Here is a 22,607-nt window from a genome sequence, read left to right on the forward strand (position 1 = left end):
CACTAGCGGATCGTGGAGCCCCACATGTTTGTGAGGTAGCGGCGCATGAAGAAGATGAAGATCAGTGCCGGAATCACCAGCAGGAAGCCGCCGGCGAACCGGTAGGCCAGCGGCGACTCGGCGAGGGAACTGAGGACCTGGGCCGGCAAGGTGCGCTGGTTCAGGGTGAGGATCGACGCGCCGAGGACTTCGTTCCAGGACATGACGAAGGTAAAGATGGACGCCGCCGCGATGCCGGGGATGGCCATGGGCATGACCACCTTGAGGAAGGCCTGCACGGGGCTGCAGCCGAAGATGCGGGCAGCTTCCTCGACGTCGCGCGGCACGCCCAGGAATACCGAGGACGTGATCAGGATGGTGGTGGGCAGCGCCAGTGCGGTGTGGAGCAGGACGACGGCGAGGGCGCTGTCGTACAGGCCCGTCTGGAGGAACAACTGGGCCAGCGGCACGGACAGCACCACGATGGGCAACGCACGGGTGAAGAGCAGGAAGAGCTGGTAGGGGTCCCGGCCGGGGAAGGCGAAACGTGCCACCGCGTACCCGGCGGGGACTCCGATGATCAGGGAGAGCAGGAGGGTGAAGATGCCCACCTGGACGGAGTTGATGAGCCCGGGCAGGATGCCCGTGGACTGCAGGAACGTCTGCATGGTCTCGAGGGAGAAGTTGTTCGGAATAAAGCTCAGGGGGAACGTCTGCAGGGCCGCCCTGCTGGAGGTGGCGGACAGCGCGATGAGGTAGAGGGGGAGCGCCATGAAGAGCGTGATGACGATGCAGCCCACCTGGAGCAGTACCCGGTTCCTGCGCCGCCGTGCCAGCGGCCTGCGGTCCACTTCCGGCTGCGGCCGCGAGTCCGGAGCCGTTGTCTTGTTGGTGGTGGCGTGGCTCATCGGGCGGCCTCCGATTGGTCTCTCAGGAGCTTGAGGTAACCGACGGCGGTCACCATGGATACCGCCATGACCACCAGGGCCAGGGCCGAGGCCACGTTGGCGTCCTGCAGGCCGGTGTACCACCGGTAGGTTTCACCGACCACCAGCGGAAAGTTCTGGCCGGTGAGGGCAAGCGCCACGGCGAAGGTCTGGAACGCGAGGATGGTCCTCAGGATCAGGGCCGTCTGGAGGCTGGGACGCAGCAGCGGTAGGGTCACGTGCCAGAGCCGGTCCCAGAACCCCGCGCCGAAGACGCCGGCTGCCTCCTCGTAGTCCTTGGGGATGGACTGCAGCCCTGCCACCACGATCACGAACACGAGGGACGTGGCCCGCCAGACCTCGGCGATCAGCACGGCCATGAACATCGAGGCGTAGTTGTCGTAGGCGAGCCAGGAGACCGGTTCAAGGCCTACGGAAGCCAGCACGGAATTGAGGTATCCCCGGTCCGTGAAGACGGTCAACCACACCAGGCCGGCGGCAAGGTCGCTGACGGCCAGGGGTATGGCCCAGATGTAGAAGTACACCGACGAGCCCCGCGGGTTTGCCCGGATCAGCAGGGCCATGGAAAGCGCCAGGACGAACTGGATCGGAATCATCACCACGATAAGGAGCAGCGTGTTGCCCACGGAGGACCAGAAGTAGGGGTCCTGCGCCATCCGGCTGAAGTTCGCGGTCGTAAGCCCTTCGGGGCCGCCGAACGCCTGAAGGATGCCGCTGACCATCGGCCAGCCGAAGAGCAGCGTCATGAAGATGATGGACGGGGCAATCAGCAGCATTGCTGCCGACGTTCCGCTCCTGCGCGGCCGGCCCCGCGGCGCTGCAGGCCGGGGCTTGGCGGCCGCCGGAGCGTCGGGGGCTGCCATCACGCGACCTTACATGGGGTCTGTTTGGGATCGGGCGCCCAGCAGGGGACGTTGAGGCTGTCCATGATCTTCGCGAGTTCCGCACCCTGCCGGTCCAGCGTCGCCTTCACGTCGGCGTTGTTCAGGCAGATTTCCTGGAAGCAGTTCTTGAAGAGCTGGGAAACCTGCGGGTCTTTTTCTCCGAGGCCTACCGGCGGCAGTGCGAGCAGCGCATCGGAGGCCTCCTGCTGGGCCTTGACTGCCTTTGCCTCAAGGGCCACGCCGCCGGGAAGGTCGCCACCGACGTCCGTCTTGACAACGGGGAAGAAGGAATTGGATTTCAGTGTCTCAATCTGCGCCTCGGGCTTGGACAGGGCCTTGATGAGTTCGAAGGCCTTGTCCTTCTCGGGTGAACCTTGGGGCACTGCCATGCCGCCGACGATCAGCAGGTAGCCCTTGCCCTTCGGACCGGACGGCGCCGGCACCATCAGCCACTCGTCGGGCTTGTCCTTGACCGCGGTGATAAGGCGGGCCACATGGTCCCAGGCCACCAGGACCTCGCCGTTGCCGAGCGGTTCCTGCATGAAGTCGTAATTCGCGGAGGCCGGGTTCATGTTGGCCCAAAGCTCCCGCATATAGGTCCAGGCCGTGACGGCATCCGGGTTGCGGAAGGTGGTGATTTGTCCGCCAGTGAAGCTGGGGAGGAGGAAACCCTGGTAGAAGCGGTGGTGGAGGCCCTTGGGCCCGGCCGGAATGCCGAAAACCGGCCGGCCGTTGGCCGCCTTGGCGCCCTGCGCCCATGCCAGGTATTGATCGTAGGTGAGTTTGTTGACGTCGGCTCCCGACGGCAGCCACTCAAGCGCCTTCTTGTTGATCGCCAGCACATATGTCGCCTGGATCCACGGAATGTACCGGGGAACGTCCGTGCCCAGCTTGGACAGCTCCTTCAGGTCGTCTGAGTATCCTGCCGAGGACAGGTCCTTCATCAGGGAACTCAGGTCCTCCAGCTGTGAGGCGAAGGGAACGAGGTCGCCGTGCAGGCCTCCTGCGATTCCGACCTCCACCTTCCCTGCGGCAAGCTGGGACTTCAGGGTGGTGTTGAAGATGCCGGTGTCAACGGGGTTGTAGGCCACCTTGATATCCCCGGCGAACTTCTTGAGCGTGGCTTCGTACTTCTGGCGCTCCTCCACCGGGGAGAACTGGGTGGAGAGGAAGTTGACCGAGCCAGCCCCTCCGCTTCCGCTGGTATTCACGCCGCAGGCCGCGAGCAGGGGGCCTGTGGCCAGGGCCAGCAGGCCTCCTTTCAACAAGGTCCGCCGGCTGACGTCGAAGTGAGCGAGATCGGACATGGGAGCCTCCTGCTTAAAGGGCAGATAGTATTTTTGTCTGATGATCGATCATAATTGTGTGATCCAGACCACGTCAACGCCCCGGCTGCAGGACAGCCTGGTCCACTTCAGAGGGAGCGAGCAGCATGACCCAGCAGAGGACGCTCGTCGGGGGCTCTGGCCAGCCTCCGGTGGGGCTGGCCACCAGCGCCGGCCATGTTCTCCAGCTGCTGCGCTCGAACGCGGCAGGTTACAGCCGCGCGGAACTCCTGGACATCACGGGCATGGCGCGGTCCACCCTCTATGAACGGCTCGACGCGCTTTTCGCCGCGGGCCTGGTTTACGAATCCACCCCAATCCATGCGCAGCGCGGCAGGCCGCCGCGCGCCCTTCGCTTCGATGACCGCAACAAGCTGGTCCTCGGCATCGAGATCGGCCACACCCATGCGGGGATCCACCTCCTGTCCCTGAGCCGCGAAATCGTGGGCTCCGCCCGGCTGCCCATCGACATCACGCGGTCCCAGGAGGACGTGGCCGGCCAGGTCATCAAGGAATCCCTCCGGCTGCTCGACGGGCGGCAGCCCGTGGGGGCGGGAGTGGGACTGCCCGCTCCCGTGGACCCGCTCCACCGGCTGGGGCTGGAGCGGACTGTCCTTGCCCACTGGGACCTCCTGCGCCTGCAGGAGGTGATGGAGTCAAGGCTGGACTGCCCGGTCCTGCTGGAAAATGACGCCCGCTCGATGGCCGTCGGGGAGGTCCGGGAGCCGCTGGAATCCCTCGTGGCTGTCAAAGTCAGCACCGGCGTCGGCTCCGGCATCATCGTCGGCGGCGCCCTGGTGCGTGGCGCCCACGGCGCCGCCGGGGACATCGGGCACGTCCGCGTTCCCGAGGCCGCGGGCCGGCGCTGCCGCTGCGGCAGGGACGGCTGCCTCGCCGCGGTGGCCTCGGGGCGGGCGCTGCTCGCCGATCCGAAGCTCTCCAGCTATGGGACGCTGCGGCAGCTTGTGGACGCCTGTGACAGCAATCCCGCCGTTCGCTCCGCCGTCGCGGAAGCCGGAAGGGTGCTGGGACGTGCGCTCGCCGCGACCGTGGGCACGCTGAACCCGGGGCGCATCGCCATTGGCGGGCTCGTCGGAGTGCTCCCGGACTTCCTGGGCGCCTGCCGCCGGCAGATCCTGGACGACGCCTTCGAACCCTCCTTGGTGGACCTGGAGATTGTGCCGGCGGACAGCAGGACCGCCACGGCCATTGGACTGTGCAGATTGGTGGAGGAGAGCCTCTACGCGCCGGAGCGTGTTGAACAGTTGCTGGTGCAGCGGGCCGGCTGAGAAGTGAAGCCTTCCCACACTGGCCACGCCCCTCGGCCGTCCCTAGACTCGGGCTATGACCACTTCAAACTTCAATGCCCTCCTGTCCACCCAGATCGGCAATGAGTTCACTGCCTCGCAGCAGTACATTGCCGTGGCCACCTGGTTCGCCAACCAGGACCTCCCCCAACTGGCCAGGTACTTCTACCGCCAGTCCGTGGAGGAGCGGAACCACGCCATGATGATGGTCCAGTACATGCTGGACCGGGACATCACCTTCACCATCCCCGGCGTTCCGGCCGTCCGCAACGACTTCGCCTCCGTCACCGAGCCGCTGGCCCTGGCCCTGCAGCAGGAGAAGGAAGTGACCAAGAACATCGAGGACCTGTTCCGGGCGGCCCGTGGCGAAAATGACGCTTTGGGCGAGCAGTTCATGCTCTGGTTCCTCAAGGAACAGGTGGAGGAAGTCTCCTCGATGACCACGCTCCTGAACATCGCCGAGCGCGCGGACAACCTGTTCGACATCGAGAACTTCATCGCCCGGGAGACCATCGGCGACGGCGGCCGCGATGCTTCCGCTCCCGAAGCGGCGGGCGGCGCGCTCTAACCCCCGCCCGGCCCAACTAAGTAGCGCTAAGTGTCGTTTTGGAGGCTCATAACGACACTTAGCGCTACCTAGTTGGGGTGGGGGGGGAGTCGGTGGTGAGGTTCGGCACCACCGGTGGCCCGCCGCCGTCGTGCGTTGCTACGCTGGAAACCAAGGCTCTGCACCCGAGCCTCCGGACGACGGTTCAGTACCCGGCACACGACAAGACTGGCCAAAGGATCCCGTATGTCGTGGCTGATACTCATTCTTTCCGGCGCCCTTGAAGCCGTCTGGGCGGCAGCCTTGCACCGCGCCTTCCAGGCATCCGGACGCCGCCGCGTCGCTCCGGCTGCACTCTTCCTGGTGTCCGCCGCGGCAAGCACCGGCGGCCTGGCCCTGGCCATGCAGTCCATCCCCACCGGCACGGCCTACGCCGTGTGGGTAGGCGTGGGCGTGGTGCTGACTTCCGCCTACGCGATCGCCACCAGGGTGGAGCGCCCGACGGCGGCGCGCCTCCTCCTGCTGTCCGGCATCGCCGTGTGCGTGGCGGGCTTGAAGGTGGTGGCGTGATGCTGCAAGGCAGGGTTCCCTGGGTGGTCCTGCTGGCCTCGGCGGCCCTGGAAGCCGTGTGGGCCACGGCCCTTGGCCTGTCCTACGGCTTCAGCAAGCCGCTCCCCACCATAGTTTTCGCCGTTACGGCAACGTTCAGCATGCTGGGACTGGGCTGGGCCATCCGGCACATCCCCCTGGGCACCGCCTACGCCGTGTGGGTGGGGGTTGGCGCCGCCCTGACCGTCGGCTGGGCAATGGCCACCGGCGCGGAAGCCTTCAGCGTGCTCAAAGTGGTCTTTATTGCGGGGATCGTTGGCTGCGTTGCCGGCCTGAAGGCTTTGCCGCAGGACCGGTAGAACCGCGCAGCACCAGGTCGGATGCCAGGACCACCGGCGAGTGCGTGGACTGTTCACCGGCAAGCTCGGCAGCGAGGGCATGGACCGCAGCGTGGGCAATCGCGGCGGCAGGCTGCCGGAGCGTTGTCAGCGGCGGATCGGTGAGGGCCATCAACGTCGAGTCGTCGAAACCGACGATGGATACGTCTTCGGGCACGCGCAGGCCCCTTGCCCGGGCAGCACGGATGGCTCCAAGGGCCATGACATCGGAAGCACACACAATCGCCGTATGGCCAGAGTCGAGGAGTTCGTTGGCCGCGCTCTGGCCGCCTTCCACGGTGAACATGCTCGTGGCCGTGTGGGCCTCGGGGTTGTCCACGCCCAGGAATTCGGCGAGCGCCGAGCGGAAGCCGGCGAGTTTCTGCCGGCTGGGGATGAAGCGGTGGGGACCAATGGCCAATCCCACTTTGCGGTGTCCCAGGCTGGCAAGGTGCTGGACAGCGGTGCTGATCGCGGCTGCATCGTCATTGGACACCGAAGCCGCTCCGAGTTCCGGGCGGGGGCCGTTGACCAGCACGAAGGGGATTCCCCGGCCGCGAAGGCGGTGGTAGCGCTCGAGGCTCGCCTGCCCGTCAGCGTGGGCACTGCAGATGAAGATGATGCCGGCGGCACCCTGCGCCACGAGCATCTCGATGTATTCGTCCTCGGAACGCCCTCCGCCGGGCAGGGCGCAAATGACGGGAAGGAAGTCCTCCTGGGAGAGCAGGGAGACCACGGCCTGGGCTATGGCGGGAAAGATCGGGTTGGCCAGGTCCGGGACGATGATGCCCACCTGGCCCTTTACGTCACTGCGGGCCCGGTCGGGACGTTCATAGCCGAGGTCGTCCATGGCGGCCAGCACTGCCTGCCGGACTTCCCGTGAAACGCCCTTGCGCCCGTTGACCACCCGGGACACCGTGGCGATGCTGACGCCGACCTTCCGCGCCAGGTCTTCCAATTTTGGACGTTCGGTTGCGGCGGGTGCCGCCCCGCCCCCGGTCATGCTCATGTGGCTCCTTCACCGGAACAGGAGTCCGGACGTCATGGTGCTTTCAAGTGTACGGACAATTGGCTGCCCGGATCATGAAAACGAGACGTGAAATTTTCAGCAAAAACATTGACGCTATGTGAAAGGAAACTTAGGCTCGTGGATACCCCCGCTCCTCACCGCTGACGGCCGGGGCGTCTTCAAGGAAGGTCTTCCATGACTCATCACTCCACAAAATCCGGGCCGCCCGCTGCCCTCAACAGGAAACTCACCGCAGCCCTGGCCGCGGCCTGTGCCACGCCTCTGGCCCTGGGGAGCTTCGCCCTCCCGGCATCCGCGGACCACACGGCCGCACCCCAGGCGGTGGCACTCGTTGGCTCGCTGCAATCGGAAATCGGCTGCCCCGGGGACTGGCAGCCGGACTGCGCGGCCAGCCGGCTCCAGCCCGTTGAGGGCTCGGCAACGCTCTACCGCGCCACCTTCGATATCCCCGCCGGCACCTACGGCATGAAGGTTGCCCTCAACAATTCGTGGGACGAAAACTACGGTGCAGGCGGAGCAGCCGGCGGCGGCGACCTTGTCCTCAACGCCCCCGGCGGCCCTGTCACATTCACCTACGACCACGCCAGCCACACCATAAGCGACGACGTCCCCGAGGCACTCGGCGCCGAAGCCGGCGCGCACTGGCTGTCAGCGGACACCATCGCCTGGCAGGCCCCCGCAGCCGAGGGGACAACCTACCGCCTCTACAGCGCGCCCGACGGCGGCCTGGCGGTGGCGGACGGGCAGGTCACCGGCGGCAGCTACACAGCACTGGAAAAAACGGCCGGCGCACTGGAGGCAGGGCTGGCGGCCAGGTACCCCCACTTGGCCGGCTTTGCCTCGCTGCGGATGGCGGAAGGTGACGCGCCCCGCGCCGGCGAACTGCTCAAGGGCCAGCTGCTCGTCGCTGCCGTCGGTGCCGACGGGAAGGTCACGGCAGCCACCGGAGTCCAGGTTCCCGGCATTCTGGACACCCTGTACCGCGGCGCGGCGGAACGGGAACTCGGGCTGGCGTGGAAGGGCAACCGCCCGGAGCTGTCACTGTGGGCGCCGACTGCCCGCAGCGTCACCGTCCACACCTACGCCTCGGGCTCCGGCGGCGGGCCCGTCTCCAGCCGCCCCATGGAACCGTCCCGGGACGGTGTCTGGTCCGTGACCGGAGACAAGGACTGGAAGGGCGCCTACTACCTGTACGAGGTGGAGGTCTTTGTGCCGGAAACCGGCAAGGTTGAGCGGAACCTGGTTACCGATCCCTACAGCGTGGGCCTCTCAGCCAACTCTGAGCGCAGCCTCTTTGTTGACGTGGAGGACAGGTCCCTTGCCCCTGACGGCTGGAAGAAGCTGCAGAAGCCGGCACTCAACAAGCCGGAGGACCTCTCCCTCTACGAGCTGCACGTCCGCGACTTCTCGATCACGGATTCCTCCGTCCCGGAAACACACCGCGGAACATACAAGGCCTTCGCAGACCCGGACAGCGACGGCATGCGGCGCATCCGGGAGCTGACCGCTGCCGGCATGAACGCCGTCCACCTGTTGCCCGTCAACGACATCGGCACCATCGAGGAGCAGCGCAGCGAACAGCTCGAACCAGGATGCGACCTCGCGGCCCTCCCCGCGGATTCGGAGGAACAGCAGGCATGCATCGCGGAAACGGCGGCCAGGGACGGGTTCAACTGGGGCTACGATCCCCTGCACTACACAACCCCTGAAGGCTCCTACGCCACCAGCCCGGACGGAACCGCCCGGATCACCGAGTTCCGCGAAATGGTGGCCGGCCTCAACGCTGCCGGTGCGCGCGTCATCCAGGATGTGGTCTACAACCACACCTCGAGCGCCGGCCAGTCCGGCTCCAACAACCTGGACCGGATTGTCCCCGGCTACTACCACCGCCTGAACGCCGCCACCGGATCCCTTGAGACCTCCACCTGCTGCGCCAACACGGCCACCGAAAACACGATGATGGGCAAGCTCATGATCGATTCCCTGGTGACGCTTGCCAAAACCTACAAACTGGACGGCTTCCGCTTCGACCTCATGGGCCACCATTCGAAGCAGAACATGCTGGACGTCCGGGCAGCGCTGGATGAGCTGACCCTCGCCAAGGACGGCGTGGACGGCAAGAACGTCACCCTCTACGGCGAAGGCTGGAACTTCGGCGAGGTGGCCAACAACGCCAGGTTCGTCCAGGCCACCCAGGAGAACATGGCCGGAACGGGCATCGGCACCTTCAACGACCGGCTGCGTGACGCCGTCCGCGGCGGCGGGCCCTTTGATCCCGACCCCCGGGTCCAGGGCTTCGCGTCCGGCCTGTTCACCGACCCCAACAGCTCCCCGGCCAACGGCACGCCGGAGCAGCAGAAGGCAAGGCTCCTCCTTGCCCAGGACCTGATCAAGGTGGGACTGACCGGCAACCTGAAGGACTACTCCTTCGTTGACCGCACCGGAGCCACCGTCAGGGGCTCCGATGTGCCCTACAACGGGGCACCGGCGGGCTACACCAGCGATCCGCAGGAGGCGGTCACCTATGTGGAGGCGCACGACAACGAGACACTGTTCGATGCCCTCGCCCTGAAGCTGCCGCAGGACACTCCCATGGCGGAACGGACACGGATGCAGACCCTTGCACTCAGCACCACGGCGTTCAGCCAGGGGATCTCCTTCTGGCACGCGGGCGGGGAATCCCTCCGCAGCAAGTCCCTGGACCGCAACAGCTACGACTCGGGCGACTGGTTCAACATCCTTGACCACACGGACGGCACCAACGGCTTCGGCCGCGGGCTCCCGCCCAAGGCCGACAACGAGGACAAGTACCAGTACCTGCGCCCGCCGCTGGCGGACCCGGCACTGAAGCCTGCATCCGCCGCGATCTCTGAAGCGCGCGGCCGGGCGGCTGAGCTGCTGCAGATCCGCAAGAGCACGCCCCTGTTCCACCTGGGTGATGCCGGCCTGGTGCAGCAGAAGGTCTCCTTCCCTGCCGCAGGGCCGGACCAGGCTCCAGGCGTCGTGGTCATGCACATCAACGATTCCGTGGGTCCGGACGTGGACAAGGACCTGAGCGGGCTGGTGGTGGTGTTCAACGCCGCCGATGAGGCTGTGACCCAGGCAGTTGCCGGAACAACCGGTACCGCCTACAGCCTGCACCCGGTCCAGGCATCGGGCATCGATCCGGTGGTCAGGACGGCCACCCACAATCCGGCCACCGGGACCTTCACCGTCCCGGCCCGCACCGTAGCGGTGTTCCAGGCCGGCTAGCCCACCCCAAGCAAGCCCGGCTGAAGAGCCCGCTGCTGAGCCTCCCCGCCTTCAAGGACGGACGACGGCGTGTCCCGGCGAAACGCCGTCGAACGTTGCCGTCCCCGAAGCCCAAGGCGGGGAGGCTCAGCGCTTGTCCGGGCCCCGGGCAGTCTAGGCTTTTGGCATGGACTCCCCCGAGATCGCCCAGGCCATGGACGCCCTCCGGCGCCGGCTGGTTCCCGGGACGCGCGTCATCCTGGGCATCGCCGGAGCGCCCGGCTCGGGCAAGTCCACCTTCGCGGCATGGATCCGGCAGCAGTTCGGGCCCGGGCAGGCCGTGGTGGTCCCCATGGACGGCTTCCACCTGGGCAACGCCATCATTGACGGCACGCCGCTCCGGCAGCGCAAGGGGGCCATGGACACGTTCGACGCCGGCGGGTACCTTTCGCTGCTGGACCGCCTGGCCCGCCGCGACGAGCCGGTGGTTTACGCGCCGGAGTTCCGGCGCACCCTGGATGAACCCGTGGCAGCCTCCATTGCGGTGCCGGCGGAGGTGCCGCTGGTCATCACGGAGGGCAACTACCTGCTGATGGAGCAGGGACCCTGGAAAGACATCCGCGCCCGGCTGGACGAGGTGTGGTTCGTGGACACGCCGCCGGCGCTGCGGCTGGGCCGGCTCGTGGAAAGGCATGTCTCGTTCGGGATGGACCGGCAGGCGGCGGAAGCGTGGGCAGCCGGTCCCGACGAAGCCAATGCCGTGCTGATCCAGGCCACCCGGCAGGCGGCGGACCGGGTGATCCCCTGGGATTAGGCCGTGCCGCGATTGTGAATATTTGAACCTGAACAAGAGCAAACGAACAGGAGAACCCATGGCTTCCACAGTTGGACTGGGCGACGGCCTCAACGTCAGCCCCCTCGGCTTCGGCGGAATGGCGCTCACGCCGGTCTACGGGGAGGTGGACCCGGAGGATGCGCTCCGGACGCTGCATCACGCCGTCGACTCCGGTGTCAGCTTCATTGACACCGCGGACATCTATGGCGGGGGCAGCAACGAGGAACTGATCGCCCGGCTGCTGAAGGAGCGGCGGGACGAGGTCCAGCTGGCCACCAAATTCGGGTTGGTGGGTACGCCGGCGGACGGCTACACGGACATCCGCGGCGACGCCGGCTACATCCGCCAGGCCGTAGACCGCAGCCTGCAACGGCTGGGAACCGACCGGATTGACCTCTACTACATGCACCGCCGTGACCTCCGCGTTCCGATTGTGGAAACCGTGGAGGCCATGGCGGAGCTTGTGCAGCAGGGCAAGGTCAAGCACCTGGGGCTGTCTGAAGTGACGGCCCAGGAGTTGGAGGACGCCTCCGCCGTCCACCCCATTGCGGCGGTCCAGAGTGAATGGTCCATCTGGAGCCGCGACGTGGAACGCAACGTTGTTCCTGCCGCGGCCGCCCTGGGAGTGGGTTTTGTACCGTATTCGCCGCTGGGCCGGGGATTCCTCACCGGCACCGTGGACGCCTCGAGCCTGGGCGAGAAGGACTTCCGACGCCGGATCCCCCGTTTCGCCCTGGATGCTGCAAGTGCCAACCAGGCAGTGGTGGACACCGTCCGGTCCGTGGCAGGCCAGCTGGGCGCAACGCCCGCGCAGGTGGCACTCGCCTGGCTGTTCGCCCAAGGCAGGCGGCTGGGCCTGCCGGTGGTCCCCATCCCCGGCACCCGCAAGCGGCACCGGATCGACGAAAACCTGGGCGCCCTGGCCCTGGACCTCGCCCCGGCCCAACTGGACGCTTTGGACCAGGCCTCGGCCGCCGTCGTCGGTTCCCGCTCAGCGGACCCCAACTGGGTGTCCGAGGGCCGTGAATAGACTCAGGCCCATGGACTCACTTCTGTATGACCTGCCCGCCCTGACCATCCGCCGCATTTCAGTCAGCGAAATGGACAACAACGTGTACCTGCTGACAGCCAAAGGCAGCGGGCAGGTGCTGATCGACGCCGCGGACGACCTTCCCGCCATCCAGCAGCTGCTGCAGGACGGCGCCGCTGACACGTCCGCACCAGCCCGGCTGGCCGTAGTCGCCACCACGCACCAGCACTGGGACCATGTCCGGGCGCTGAAGGAGCTGGTGGCCGCCACCGGGGCTTCGACCGTTGCGGGAACGGACGACGCCGGTGCGTTGCCTGTCGCAGTGGACCGGCCCCTTGGGCACGGGGACACCGTTGCCGTGGACGGCTTTTCGCTCACGGCCGTCCACCTGCGCGGGCACACGCCGGGCTCGACTGCCTTTGTGTATGAAGACCCCGAGGGGCCAACGCACATCTTCTCCGGCGACTCGCTGTTCCCCGGCGGCGTAGGCAACACCCAGAAGGATCCGGAGCGCTTCAGCCAGCTGCTGTCCGACGTCACCGAGCGGCTGTTCGGCGCCTACCCGGACTCCGCCGTCGTCCACCCGGGCCACGGCAAGCCGACGACCCTGGGCGCCGAGCGGCCGCACCTCGAGGCGTGGCGCGCCCGCGGCTGGTGAGAACCCCGCCGCTTTCCGCTACCGAATCGGACGGCCGCTCCCGGGATCCCGGGAGCGGCCGTCCGATTCGGTAGCGGAAAGCGGCGGGGTTCTCACCAGCCGCGGGCGCGCCACGCCNCCCGAAACGGACGGCCGCTCCCGGGATCCCGGGAGCGGCCGTCCGTTTCGGGCGCGAAAGTCCGAAAGGTTAGCGGCTGCGGCGCTCGTTCGACGCCGGAGCCGACGCGCGGCGGGGACCGCTGCGGGCGGGACGGCCGGAGCCGCCGCCGTTGCTTGAGCCGTAGGACCCGCCGGAGGTGCCGCCGGTGTTGGAGGACCAGACGGCTTTGTTGCCGCCGGTGGCCGCACCTGCACCAGCGGAGCGTGAACCGCCACCGCGGGTACCTGCACCGGCACCTGCTGCGGCCCGCTGGCCGGTTGCCGGGCGACCACTGCGCTGGCCACCCGAGGTAGCCGGGCGCCCGGTGCCGCCGCGCGGGGCGTCGCTGCGGGTGACGCGTGATTCTGCACGGCCGTCCGAACCGCGGCCGGCCGATGCACGGCCACCTGCTGCGGGGACGTCGTTGCGGTGCGTGGAAGCGGTGACGCGGCCACGATTGTTGCGCCGTGCCGCTGCCGCCGCAATGGCGCGGTCCTCGTTCTGCTCAGCCACCCGGTCGAATGCCGCGCGGGCTTCGGTGCGGCCCTCGAAGGCCACGGCCCGGCGCTCGGCGCGGGGAACATCGGTGCGGACGGGCTCGGCCGAAACCTTGCCCCGTCCGCCGCGTCCGCCACGGCCGCCCGTGGTGGGTGCGGCCTGCCGGCGGGCGCGCTTGCGCTCGGCGTTGGCACCGGTGGAGGTGCCGCCGCCCTGCTGCGCGGCTTTCTTGGCCAGCAGTGCTGCGCGGGTGCGCGGATCAATCTTGTCGGCCATCTCGCCCACGAGTTCTGCAACCAGCGGTGAGTTGGCGGTGACGCGCTCGAAGTTGACCTCGACGCCGGCGGCCTTCATCAGCTTCTTCACGTCGGACTGCTGCTCCGGGAGGGTCAGCGTGACCACGGTGCCGTCGGAGCCGGCACGGGCGGTGCGGCCGGAACGGTGCAGGTATGCCTTGTGCTCGGTGGGCGGATCAACGTGGATGACCAGTTCGACGTCGTCCACGTGAACACCGCGGGCGGCGACGTCGGTGGCCACCAGGACGCGGACGTCACCGTTGGAGAACTCGGCGAGGTTACGGTCACGGGCGTTCTGCGACAGGTTGCCGTGCAGGTCGACGGCGGGGATGCCGGCGTCGGTCAAGGTCTTGGCCAGCTTGCGGGCGTGGTGCTTGGTCCGCATGAAGAGGACGCGCCGGCCGGCGCCGGAGGCAAGCTCCACGATCAGCTGCTTCTTGACGGTCTGGTCGTTGACCACCAGGACGTGGTGCTCCATGGTGGTCACCGCGGCCTGCGGGTCATCCACGGAATGGGTCAGCGGGTTGGACAGGTAGCGCTGGACGATCTTGTCCACACCGTTGTCCAGCGTGGCGGAGAAGAGCAGGCGCTGGCCCTGGCTGGGGGTCATGTCCATGAGCTTCTTCACCACGGGCAGGAAGCCGAGGTCGGCCATGTGGTCAGCCTCGTCCAGCACGGTGATTTCCACGGCCTCAAGGGTGAGGATGCGCTGGCGGATCAGGTCCTCCAGGCGGCCGGGGCAGGCGATGACAATGTCGACGCCGGCACGCAGGGCCTTTTCCTGCCTGGCCTGGGAGATGCCGCCGTAGATCACGGTGGTGTTCAGGCCGGCGGCCTTGGCCAGCGGCTCGATGGTGGCGTTGATCTGGGTGGCCAGTTCGCGGGTGGGTGCAAGGACCAGGCCCATGGGGCGGCCGGGCTTGCGGAAGTACGGGGCTTCGCGCTCGGCGAGCCGGGCCACCAGCGGGATGGCGAAAGCGATGGTCTTGCCGGAGCCGGTACGGCCGCGGCCCAGGACGTCGCGTCCTGCAAGGGTGTCAGGGAGGGTCTTCACCTGGATGGGGAACGGGGTTTCGATTCCCTGGGCGGTGAGGGTGTCAGCAAGGGCTTTGGGCGTGCCGAGGGCAGCAAATGTAGTCAAAGTCAAAGGTCTTTCAGGCGGTATCCGTGCGGATATCGGCCCCCGATGCCGGTTGGCTCAAGGGTTCGCCGAAGAAAATTCAGGTGATCAACCAGCCTGCTGCCGCTTATGCAAAGCGGCGGCCGGGACCAAATGGAACGCGTTCATCGACGCAGGATGTGCCTCTCACATGAAAAAAGCCCAGTCCATGGATGAAGGAGGACCTTCACACCGGAAAACCTGGGCATCACTGCACATCAAGTTCCACCAGTCTAGCATCCCGGGACCGCTCCCCGTTTCCGCCCCTCCCAACTAGGTAGCGCCAAGTGTCGTTTTGACCCCTGAAAACGACACTTAGCGCTACCTAGTTGGGCGTTGCCTTGGGCCCGGGGCCGGGGCAGGCTTGAGGCATGAGTGAACACGCGGCCCACCGGAATGAAGCGCAGCATCCTGCACCGCAGCAGAAGATGCACGACGCCGGCCCCTCCGGCGGCACGTTCGCCGAGGGCGTGGCAGTACACACCGGAGCCGATGCCGCGGCCATCTGGGACGACCGCTACCGCAGCAAACCCCGGCTGTGGAGCGGCAAGCCCAACCCCCAGCTGGTGCGGGAAGCCGGCGGCCTCCGTCCCGGGAAAGCGCTGGACCTCGGCTGCGGCGAAGGAGCTGATGCCATCTGGCTTGCCCGGCAGGGGTGGACAGTCACCGCCGTCGACGTCTCCGCGGTGGCCCTGGACCGGGCACGTTCCCATGAAAAGGCCGAGCTGGCCCGCGAAAGCGTCCATGCCGCGGAGGGCGCCATCGGAAGCCGGATCACCTGGCAGCAGGCTGACCTTGACCAGTGGGATCCCGGGGACTCCTTCGACCTGGTGACATCGCAGTTCCTGCACTCGCAGGAGCTCACCTGGCAGGGCCCGCTCCGCACCGCCGCGGCGGCAGTCAAGCGCGGCGGCACGCTGCTGGTGGTGGGCCACCACCCGGACAGGCTGCCGCCGTGGGGCGGCGGGCACGACCACAGGGGGATGTTCTACACCGGTGACGAGCTCGTCCGGGAGCTGGGACTGGACAGCCCCGAATGGCAGCTGGAGGTCCAGACCAGCCGGGAGCGGCCGGTAACGGGGCCTGACGGCCAGCACGCAACGATCGCCGACGTCGTCCTGCGGGCCACCCGGTTGCCCTGACCCCGCGCCAGGAATCAGGCCAGCCACAGGAATCAGGCCTGCCCGGGAGCTCCGTCGGGCGCGCTACGTGCGCGGGCGGCCGGTAACCCGGGGCGCGACGGCGGCCGCGGCTACGGCGAGCACGGCGGCAAGGCCAAAGACCCCGGCGAAGGATTCCGTCGTCGTCGTAAACGCTGCGAAGACGATGCCCGTCGCAGCGAGGGCCAGCGCCCCGCCCAGCGAGTCCGCGATGGACATGGCGGAGCTGTTGAAGCCCTCGTTCTCCTTGCTGGACAGGGCCAGGGTCATGACACTGAGCCGCGGATACAGCAGCCCCATGCCGCCGCCGGCGAAAATCCAGCCGGCAATCGCGACGGCGGCAGGCCAGTGGAGCGCGGTGGTGGCCAGGGCGAGGATCACCGCCCCGAGGACCATCAGCGCGCCGATGCCCGCCGCACGGCGATGGGACAGCCTGGTTCCCAGGCGGCCCTGCACTGCCGCCGCTCCTGCCCAGGCCAGCGCCCCGCCGGTAAGCGTAAGGCCGGCGAAGGTGGGCGAAAAGGCGTACTGCTCGATCAGCAGGTACGGCAGGTAAACCTCGGCCCCAAAGAACGCGGCCGAGGCGAGCCCGCGCACCAGGATCACGCTGGGCAAGCCGCGGCGGGCGGTGAGCGTGCCCCGCGGCACCAGCGGGCGGACGGCCAGCAGGGCAATCACGACGGCGGCGGCCGCCAGGAGTGCCGGAACGCCGGGGATCCGGATCTCCCGTGACAGGTTGAGCCCCAGCACGGCGAGCGCCGCCAGGGTTGCCCAGGCCAACCGGCCCAGCGCCCAGGGTGGCGGCGGATGCGACTCCCCGGCCTGTCCGGGAGGGGGTTCCAGTCCCCGGAGCACAGGCGCGATCATCAGCAGGGCGGGGATGACCAGCCCCACGACGCCCAGGAAAACCCAGTGCCAGCTGAAAACCTGCGCAACGATCCCGGCCGCAAAGGGCCCCACCAGGGACGGGACCACCCACGCCGCGGAGAACGCGGCAAAGATCTTGGGGTGCAGGGCCCCGGGATAGATGCGCGCCACCAGCACATACAGCGCCACTGTCAGGGCTCCCCCGCCCAGGCCCTGCACCAGGCGGCCTGCAACCAGCACGGGCATGGACACCGCGGTTCCGGCAATCAGCAGGCCCAGCACAAACAAGGCCGCGGAGGCGTAGAGCGGGGCTGTGGGGCCGCGCCGGTCGGACCAGTTTCCGGCGGCAACCATGCCGATCACCCCTGTTGCCAGCGGGCCGGCAAACGCGAGCGCGTAGAGTCCTGCGCCGTCGAGTTCGCGGCTGACCAGGGGCATGATGGTGGTGACGGCCAGGGATTCGAACGCCGCCAGGAACACCAGGGCGCACGTGCCCACGGTCACCCAGAGGTACGGCCCCCGGAGGATGCCCGCGGCGGGACGGGTGGCTGGAACAACGGAATCCTGCACGGCAGCCTGGCCCCTTAACTGACGAACCGGTTGCGGCCGGCGCGGTATCCGAAGATCCCCGCCAGCAGGCCCACCACCAGGAACAGGACACCCGCGGCGTTGAAGGACCCTGTGGCCTGGTGCAGCTGGCCCACCATCAGCGTGCCGGTGGAGCCCAGCCCGTAGCCCACGCCCTGCATCATTCCGGACAGGTGTGCGGCGGTGTGCCCGTCGCGGGTCCGCAGCATGATCATGGTCAGCGCCACGGCGGTCAGGCTCCCCTGGCCCAGCCCCAGCAGGCCCGCCCACACCCAGACCAGGTCCAGGGGGCCGAAGATGCTGAGCGCGAAACCTGCCCCGGTCAGGAGGGCCACGGCGGTGTTGATGGCACGCTGGTCCTTCAACCTGGCGGCAAGTGCGGGCGCGAACAACGAGCCGAGCATCTGCAGCACGATGGACATCGAGACGATCAGCCCCGCCGTTGCCCCGTCCACACCCCGTTCCCGGAGGATCGGCGCCAGCCAGGCGAAGACGCTGAAGGACATCATGGCCTGCAGCACCATAAAGATGGTCACCTGCCATGCCACCGGGGAGCGCCACACGTTCACGCCGTCCCGGACGGCCTGGTGCCGGATGCGCGGCTGGCGGAGGGCCACCGGGAGGAACAACAGAAGGACGACGGCGGCAGGCACCGCCCAGGACCACAGCGCCAGGGTCCACTCGCCCGTTGCCGTGTAGACCGGGTAGGTGAAGCCGGCCCCCAACGCCGCCGAGGCGCAGATGGCCGTGGTGTAGAGCCCGCCCATCAGGCCCAGCCGGTGCGGGAAGTCGCGCTTGACCAGCCCGGGCAGCAGCACGTTGCACAGGGCGATGGCCGCCCCGCAGGCCGCTGTCCCGGCCAGGAGCGCGGGCAGGTGGCCGGCGGCCTGCCCGGTTCCCGGCAGGCCGAGTTCAGCGGGACGCAGCAACAGCCCTGCCGTAAGCACCGCCATGGCGCCGAGGAGCACGCGCTCGGCACCAAACCGCCTGGCCAGTACGGGGGCCAGGGGTGCGAACACGCCCAGCAGCGTGACGGGCACGGTGGTCAGCACCACCACGGCCCAGCCGGGCAGGGCTGCCTGGGCCGTTACCTCGGGGAAGACTGCGGAGAAGCTGGAAAAGACTGTCCGCAGGTTCAGTCCAATCAGGACCAGGCACAGCCCCAGGTATACGAGCTGCCGGCGGCTGCCAACCTGGGTGGGCCCGGGCGCGGGCGTCTCGTCAACCTCTGCGTCCACCAGCGTCCCTGACTGCCCCTTCACCGCAGGGTCATTTGCCCGGCGGTTCCTTGCCTCGGCGTTGGTCGCTTCCCTCATCCGCCCATTCTTGCAGGATGGGTCGGCTGCCTGGTTATCCACATATGGACCCCGGCACCTTCCGGCGGTTCCGCCCCGGCGCCTACGTTGGAACCCGCAGCAGCAGTCCGCGGCAGCCGCAGGTTGCACAGTGATCACGCAAACGACAGGAGGGTGATGGGCATTCAGCCACCGAATGAGCCACGTGGGCACGGGATGTCGCAGGCTGGGGGAACCCCGGCGGAGAGTAGGGCACCCCAAGTCCACGGCAACGTCCGCAAAGCAAACGCCAGCCTGATATTGGCCGGCCTTGCCCTTGCCAGCATGACGATTACTGCGCCGCTGGCCATGTTTGCCATGCTTGCCACGTATCCGTCCAACGGCCCCTCAGAGACGCCCTGGCTGGTGCCTTTAGTGTTCTTCAGCCTGCCCCTCCTCTTTTCGCTGCCGTCCCTGGCACTGTCCGTCCCCATCGTGTACGGCCAACCGCAGTCATCGCCCGGGCGGCGGCGGGCTGCTGGTGCACTGTGCATCGGCGGCTTAGTGGTTGCCCTGGCCGCGGGGCCTGCGCTGGACCAGTTGGGGAAACTGTGAGCAGCGCATTGGCCGTGCGCCGCTATTCTGGAAGTGATGAGCGAATCCCCAGAAAACCCCCAGCAGCCGCATGTCCCGAGGCCCGTCACGCCGGGGACGCAGGCTTCCTTCGGCACGTACGGCGGCCGGCCGGTCAGCTTCGTCCGCCGCGGCACGCGCCTGCAGGGCCGCCGGCAGGCAGCCTGGGAGGAGCATGCGGAACGGTGGGCAGTGGACGTCCCCCGCCACATTGCGAACACCTCGGTCCACCCCGACTACACGTTCGACGCCGAAGCCGAGTTCGGCCGCAAGGCTCCCCTCATAGTGGAGATCGGCTCGGGCCTGGGCGACGCCGTGTGCCACGCCGCCGAGCAGAACCCGGACACCGACTTCCTGGCAGTCGAGGTCTACACCCCGGGCCTGGCCAACACCATCATCAAGATCAACAGCCGCGGCCTCAGCAATGTCCGGGTGGTGGAGGCTAACGCCCCCGAGGTCCTGGCCACGATGCTCCCGACGGGCTCCGTCAGCGAACTCTGGGTCTTTTTTCCCGATCCGTGGCACAAGTCCCGGCACCACAAGCGCCGCCTCATCCAGCCGGAGTTTGCGGACCTCGCGGCCCGTGCCCTGAAGCCGGGCGGCCTGTGGCGGATCGCCACCGACTGGTCCAACTACGCCGTCCACGTCCGGGATGTCCTGGCAGGTTCCAAGGACTTTGAAAACCTGCACACCGGCGAGCGCCGCGGGCCCGAAAGCCCCCTCACGCAGGTGTGGCAGTCGGGCGTCGAGTCCGTCGTTGGCGGAGCACCGGTCCGGGAGGGCCGCGCCCCCGTCAGCACCGAGCACACCGGACCCAACGAAGGAATCGACGAAACCGGAGGCTGGGCGCCCCGGTTCGAAGGAAGGATCCGGACCAGCTTCGAGGCCAAGGCCCACGAGGCCGGGCGTCTGATCTTCGATCTCTGCTACCGCCGGCTGTAGGACCTTCCTGCAGGGCCGCAGCCGGCGTCAGGCCACGCTGCTGCCGCCACTCCCGCCGGCCGCCGGGGCCCGGCCACTGTTCCGCACCGCCTTCGCGTGGCACGATTGCCCTGTGTGCAGGGGGCGCACGCCAGCTCAGCGGATGCACAAAGGAACAGCCATCAAAAAGGAAATGAAGCAGGCCGTCGACGCGGCGGAGAACGTGACCAACTCCCGGACGCTGGAACTGCTGGCGAGGGCAGGGTTCGCGGCGAGCGGCATCCTGCACCTGCTGGTCGGCGCAATCGCCATCCGGTTGGCGTTTGGAGGTACGGGGAACGCTGATTTCAGCGGCGCGGTGGCCGAGCTCGCCACCCAGCCCGCGGGACCATTCCTCCTGTGGGCAAGCTTCGCGGCCTGCGCGGGGCTGGCACTGTGGCAAACCAGCGATGCGATCTTTGACTACAACCGCCTGCCCACCAAGGAAAAAGCCGGAAAGAAGGCCAAGGCGGGCGCCCAGGCGCTCGTCTTCACCGGACTCGCGTTGACGCTCATGTCCTTCGCCCTGGGAACAGGGTCCGGCGCGGACAACCAAAAGTCCGCCACCGACCTCACCCTCACCCTGATGAAGGCTCCCGGCGGTGTGGCCCTGCTGGTCCTGCTGGGCGCCGCCATCGCCGTCACCGGAGTCATCTACGGCATCCGCGGCCTCAGGAAATCCTTCGAAAAGCACCTGGTCATGCCGGCTGCCCCGCCAGCCCGGACTGCCGTTACAGTGCTTGGCGTCGCGGGGTACGTGGCCAAGGGCACGGTGCTGCTGCTGACGGGACTGCTGATCATGGTCGCCACCCTCCAGGCCCATCCGGAGGACTCCACGGGGCTCGACGGCGGGCTCCGCGCCCTCCGTGACCAGCCCTTCGGCGTCTACCTCCTGGCCGCGGTGGGGGCAGGCCTGATCTGTTACGGCGTATTCATGATGGTGCGCGCCAAGCTGGGCAAATTGAACCACTAGCCTGTTTTGGCGGTTCCACGGGGCTGGCGCTACCCCAAGGGTGGCGCTTCCCCACGGGGCGGCACCTCAGGGCACGGTGATCACGGCCACGGCGCGTTCGGTGGCATCGCGCAGTTCAACGCTTGAGATGCTCCCCAACTGAAGCGGCGTGGCCCCGGTGACCTTGACCCTGCCGCTGGGAGTCGCCGTCCAGGCGCACGCCCGGTCCTCACCGCCATCACGGTCCCGTACCCACAGCGACAGCGTCCCCTCGGCCGGGAGGCTGCTGCCGTTCACGGCAAGCTCCGTTCCCCAGGTCTTCCGGGCGAGGTCGACCCTGAACTGGAGGCCGCCGCCGGACTGTACCGAGTAGGTGGCGTCCGGCTGCGGGGGCCGGGCCAGGAGGGGACCGCCCGCCAGGCCCAGGGCAAGGCAGGCGGCGGCTGCGGCGGCTGCCAGCGCCGTCCACCGCCGTCGTAATGTCCGACGGCGGTGCGCCAGTTTGCGCAGCAGCGGCGCCGGATCGGGGGACGGCACCGGATCCGGCAGCCTCCCGGGCACAGCCGTGAGCGCCACTGCGTCCGGCACGGGGAGGGCGTCGAGCAGCACGGGAATCTTCTCCAGGCCGGCAAGTTCGTCGCGGCACTTCCCGCACTCCTGCAGGTGGGCCTCGAACGTTTCGAGGTCCTTGGCGTCGAGGCCGCCCAGGAGGTAAGCGCCCAGCAGCTGGTGCGGTTCCGCGGTGTTCACCGTTCCACGCCCATCTCGTCCAGGATGGTGCGCAGCGCCCGCACGGCGTAATAGGCGCGGGACTTGACCGTTCCGCTGGGGATGTTGAGCTGGACGGCGGCCTCGTTCACGGTGAAGCGCCGGTAGTGCAGGGCCACCAGGACGTCCCGGTGTTCCTTGCTCAGCCGGACCAGGGCCTCCTCGACCAGCACGCGGTTGAGGAGCTCGTCCACTCTTTCCATGACGACGGCGGGCTCGGTAACGTCGCCTTCCAGCATCTCGGCGGGGCGGCGCTGCGCCCTGCGGTAGTTGTCGATAATGATGTTCCGGGCCGTCCGGTACAGGTAGCTGCGGAGGCTCCCGGTGATTTCAGGCGTTTGCTGCCAGACGCGCAACACGGTTTCCTGGACCACGTCCTCCGCGAGCTGCGGGTCGCGGGAAATGCCCAGCACAAAGCGGCGCAGGGCAGCGCCGTGGTCGCGGTAGATGGACTTCACCACGTCCTCGTCAAGCGGCATGCCGTCCCTCCTGCCGGGTTCTTCGCACAGTTCTTTATACGCCCGTAAAGACGCCATGGGACGGCGGAAGGTTCAATGCGCAGGCGGGGTGAACCAAAGCCCGTCCCGGTGCGTCGTAGGGGTTAGCGTCCGGTG

21 protein-coding genes and 1 riboswitch are annotated in these 22,607 nt (G+C 67.9%); of the genes, 12 read left to right on the plus strand and 9 right to left on the minus strand.

Features of this window, described 5'->3' with window-relative positions:
- Positions 1 to 2: 2 nt before the first annotated feature.
- From U7114_RS12245 to U7114_RS12255, 3 genes are read right to left on the minus strand one after another with little or no spacing between them, the layout of a single operon-like run.
- Positions 3 to 887, minus strand: coding sequence for a carbohydrate ABC transporter permease (locus tag U7114_RS12245; RefSeq protein WP_323057504.1), 885 nt, complete (start codon positions 885 to 887; stop codon positions 3 to 5).
- A complete protein-coding gene (locus tag U7114_RS12250) occupies positions 884 to 1,789 on the minus strand; it encodes a carbohydrate ABC transporter permease (protein ID WP_197432452.1) in 906 nt (301 codons plus the stop codon). Before U7114_RS12250 ends, U7114_RS12245 begins: the two co-directional genes overlap by 4 nt.
- Positions 1,789 to 3,117 carry an ABC transporter substrate-binding protein gene (locus U7114_RS12255; protein WP_323057505.1) on the minus strand — a complete coding sequence of 443 codons (1,329 nt, stop codon included), beginning with the start codon at positions 3,115 to 3,117 and terminating at the stop codon, positions 1,789 to 1,791. Before U7114_RS12255 ends, U7114_RS12250 begins: the two co-directional genes overlap by 1 nt.
- A gap of 125 nt (positions 3,118 to 3,242) precedes the next feature.
- On the opposite strand from U7114_RS12255, the gene U7114_RS12260 reads away from it, so the two are divergent.
- From U7114_RS12260 to U7114_RS12275, 4 genes are all read left to right on the plus strand, one after another.
- Complete coding sequence (locus U7114_RS12260) at positions 3,243 to 4,424, plus strand: ROK family protein (RefSeq protein ID WP_321214613.1); 1,182 nt, start codon at positions 3,243 to 3,245, stop codon at positions 4,422 to 4,424.
- A gap of 55 nt (positions 4,425 to 4,479) precedes the next feature.
- Positions 4,480 to 5,010: a ferritin gene (locus U7114_RS12265; RefSeq protein WP_157240616.1), complete on the plus strand. Its 531-nt coding sequence runs from the start codon at positions 4,480 to 4,482 to the stop codon at positions 5,008 to 5,010.
- Between the two features lie 150 nt (positions 5,011 to 5,160).
- Positions 5,161 to 5,226: riboswitch (guanidine-III (ykkC-III) riboswitch) on the plus strand.
- A 9-nt stretch (positions 5,227 to 5,235) separates the two neighbouring features.
- The gene (locus U7114_RS12270) at positions 5,236 to 5,559 is read left to right on the plus strand and encodes a DMT family transporter (RefSeq protein ID WP_323057506.1); all 324 of its coding nucleotides are present in this window, start codon (positions 5,236 to 5,238) and stop codon (positions 5,557 to 5,559) included.
- Positions 5,559 to 5,897: a multidrug efflux SMR transporter gene (locus tag U7114_RS12275; protein ID WP_323057569.1), complete on the plus strand. Its 339-nt coding sequence runs from the start codon at positions 5,559 to 5,561 to the stop codon at positions 5,895 to 5,897. The genes U7114_RS12270 and U7114_RS12275 overlap by 1 nt, the downstream gene beginning before the upstream one ends.
- Here the strand turns inward: U7114_RS12275 and U7114_RS12280 are convergent.
- Positions 5,839 to 6,924 (minus strand): LacI family DNA-binding transcriptional regulator, encoded by a 1,086-nt coding sequence (locus U7114_RS12280; RefSeq protein WP_157240614.1) that lies wholly within the window; start codon positions 6,922 to 6,924, stop codon positions 5,839 to 5,841. The genes U7114_RS12275 and U7114_RS12280 overlap by 59 nt on opposite strands.
- Before the next feature lie 195 nt (positions 6,925 to 7,119).
- On the opposite strand from U7114_RS12280, the gene pulA reads away from it, so the two are divergent.
- From pulA to U7114_RS12300, 4 genes are all read left to right on the plus strand, one after another.
- Positions 7,120 to 10,197: a pullulanase-type alpha-1,6-glucosidase gene (gene pulA, locus U7114_RS12285; RefSeq protein WP_323057507.1), complete on the plus strand. Its 3,078-nt coding sequence runs from the start codon at positions 7,120 to 7,122 to the stop codon at positions 10,195 to 10,197.
- 166 nt (positions 10,198 to 10,363) lie between these two features.
- Positions 10,364 to 10,990, plus strand: coding sequence for a nucleoside/nucleotide kinase family protein (locus tag U7114_RS12290; RefSeq protein WP_323057508.1), 627 nt, complete (start codon positions 10,364 to 10,366; stop codon positions 10,988 to 10,990).
- Positions 10,991 to 11,048: 58 nt separating this feature from the next.
- Positions 11,049 to 12,041, plus strand: coding sequence for an aldo/keto reductase (locus tag U7114_RS12295; protein ID WP_323057509.1), 993 nt, complete (start codon positions 11,049 to 11,051; stop codon positions 12,039 to 12,041).
- A 10-nt stretch (positions 12,042 to 12,051) separates the two neighbouring features.
- Positions 12,052 to 12,699 (plus strand): MBL fold metallo-hydrolase, encoded by a 648-nt coding sequence (locus U7114_RS12300; RefSeq protein ID WP_323057510.1) that lies wholly within the window; start codon positions 12,052 to 12,054, stop codon positions 12,697 to 12,699.
- A gap of 187 nt (positions 12,700 to 12,886) precedes the next feature.
- On the opposite strand, the gene U7114_RS12305 is transcribed toward U7114_RS12300, so the two are convergent.
- Entirely contained in the window at positions 12,887 to 14,773 is a 1,887-nt protein-coding gene (locus tag U7114_RS12305; protein ID WP_323057511.1) for a DEAD/DEAH box helicase, read from the minus strand.
- Positions 14,774 to 15,162: 389 nt separating this feature from the next.
- Between U7114_RS12305 and U7114_RS12310 the strand changes: the two genes are divergently transcribed.
- Positions 15,163 to 15,933 (plus strand): class I SAM-dependent methyltransferase, encoded by a 771-nt coding sequence (locus U7114_RS12310; protein WP_323057512.1) that lies wholly within the window; start codon positions 15,163 to 15,165, stop codon positions 15,931 to 15,933.
- Positions 15,934 to 15,996: 63 nt separating this feature from the next.
- Here U7114_RS12310 and U7114_RS12315 read toward each other — a convergent pair whose 3' ends face one another.
- Positions 15,997 to 17,388, minus strand: a complete 1,392-nt coding sequence (locus U7114_RS12315; protein WP_323057513.1) for an MFS transporter — start codon at positions 17,386 to 17,388, stop codon at positions 15,997 to 15,999.
- A 14-nt stretch (positions 17,389 to 17,402) separates the two neighbouring features.
- Positions 17,403 to 18,722: an MFS transporter gene (locus U7114_RS12320; protein ID WP_323057514.1), complete on the minus strand. Its 1,320-nt coding sequence runs from the start codon at positions 18,720 to 18,722 to the stop codon at positions 17,403 to 17,405.
- 303 nt (positions 18,723 to 19,025) lie between these two features.
- Here U7114_RS12320 and U7114_RS12325 point away from each other — a divergent pair, with 303 nt between their 5' ends.
- The 3 genes from U7114_RS12325 to U7114_RS12335 all read left to right on the plus strand — a co-directional run bounded on the left by U7114_RS12325 (position 19,026) and on the right by U7114_RS12335 (position 21,246).
- A complete protein-coding gene (locus U7114_RS12325) occupies positions 19,026 to 19,295 on the plus strand; it encodes a hypothetical protein (protein WP_321214624.1) in 270 nt (89 codons plus the stop codon).
- A 36-nt stretch (positions 19,296 to 19,331) separates the two neighbouring features.
- The gene (trmB, locus tag U7114_RS12330) at positions 19,332 to 20,255 is read left to right on the plus strand and encodes a tRNA (guanosine(46)-N7)-methyltransferase TrmB (RefSeq protein WP_323057515.1); all 924 of its coding nucleotides are present in this window, start codon (positions 19,332 to 19,334) and stop codon (positions 20,253 to 20,255) included.
- Positions 20,256 to 20,397: 142 nt separating this feature from the next.
- Positions 20,398 to 21,246 carry a DUF1206 domain-containing protein gene (locus U7114_RS12335; RefSeq protein WP_157240597.1) on the plus strand — a complete coding sequence of 283 codons (849 nt, stop codon included), beginning with the start codon at positions 20,398 to 20,400 and terminating at the stop codon, positions 21,244 to 21,246.
- Between the two features lie 66 nt (positions 21,247 to 21,312).
- Here the strand turns inward: U7114_RS12335 and U7114_RS12340 are convergent, their stop codons facing one another.
- Together U7114_RS12340 and U7114_RS12345 are read right to left on the minus strand one after the other, a co-directional pair.
- Positions 21,313 to 21,975, minus strand: coding sequence for a zf-HC2 domain-containing protein (locus U7114_RS12340; protein ID WP_323057516.1), 663 nt, complete (start codon positions 21,973 to 21,975; stop codon positions 21,313 to 21,315).
- Complete coding sequence (locus U7114_RS12345) at positions 21,972 to 22,472, minus strand: sigma-70 family RNA polymerase sigma factor (protein ID WP_157240595.1); 501 nt, start codon at positions 22,470 to 22,472, stop codon at positions 21,972 to 21,974. Before U7114_RS12345 ends, U7114_RS12340 begins: the two co-directional genes overlap by 4 nt.
- Between the last annotated feature and the right edge of the window lie 135 nt (positions 22,473 to 22,607).

Source organism: Pseudarthrobacter sp. C1, assembly GCF_034720455.1.
Classification (GTDB): domain Bacteria; phylum Actinomycetota; class Actinomycetes; order Actinomycetales; family Micrococcaceae; genus Arthrobacter.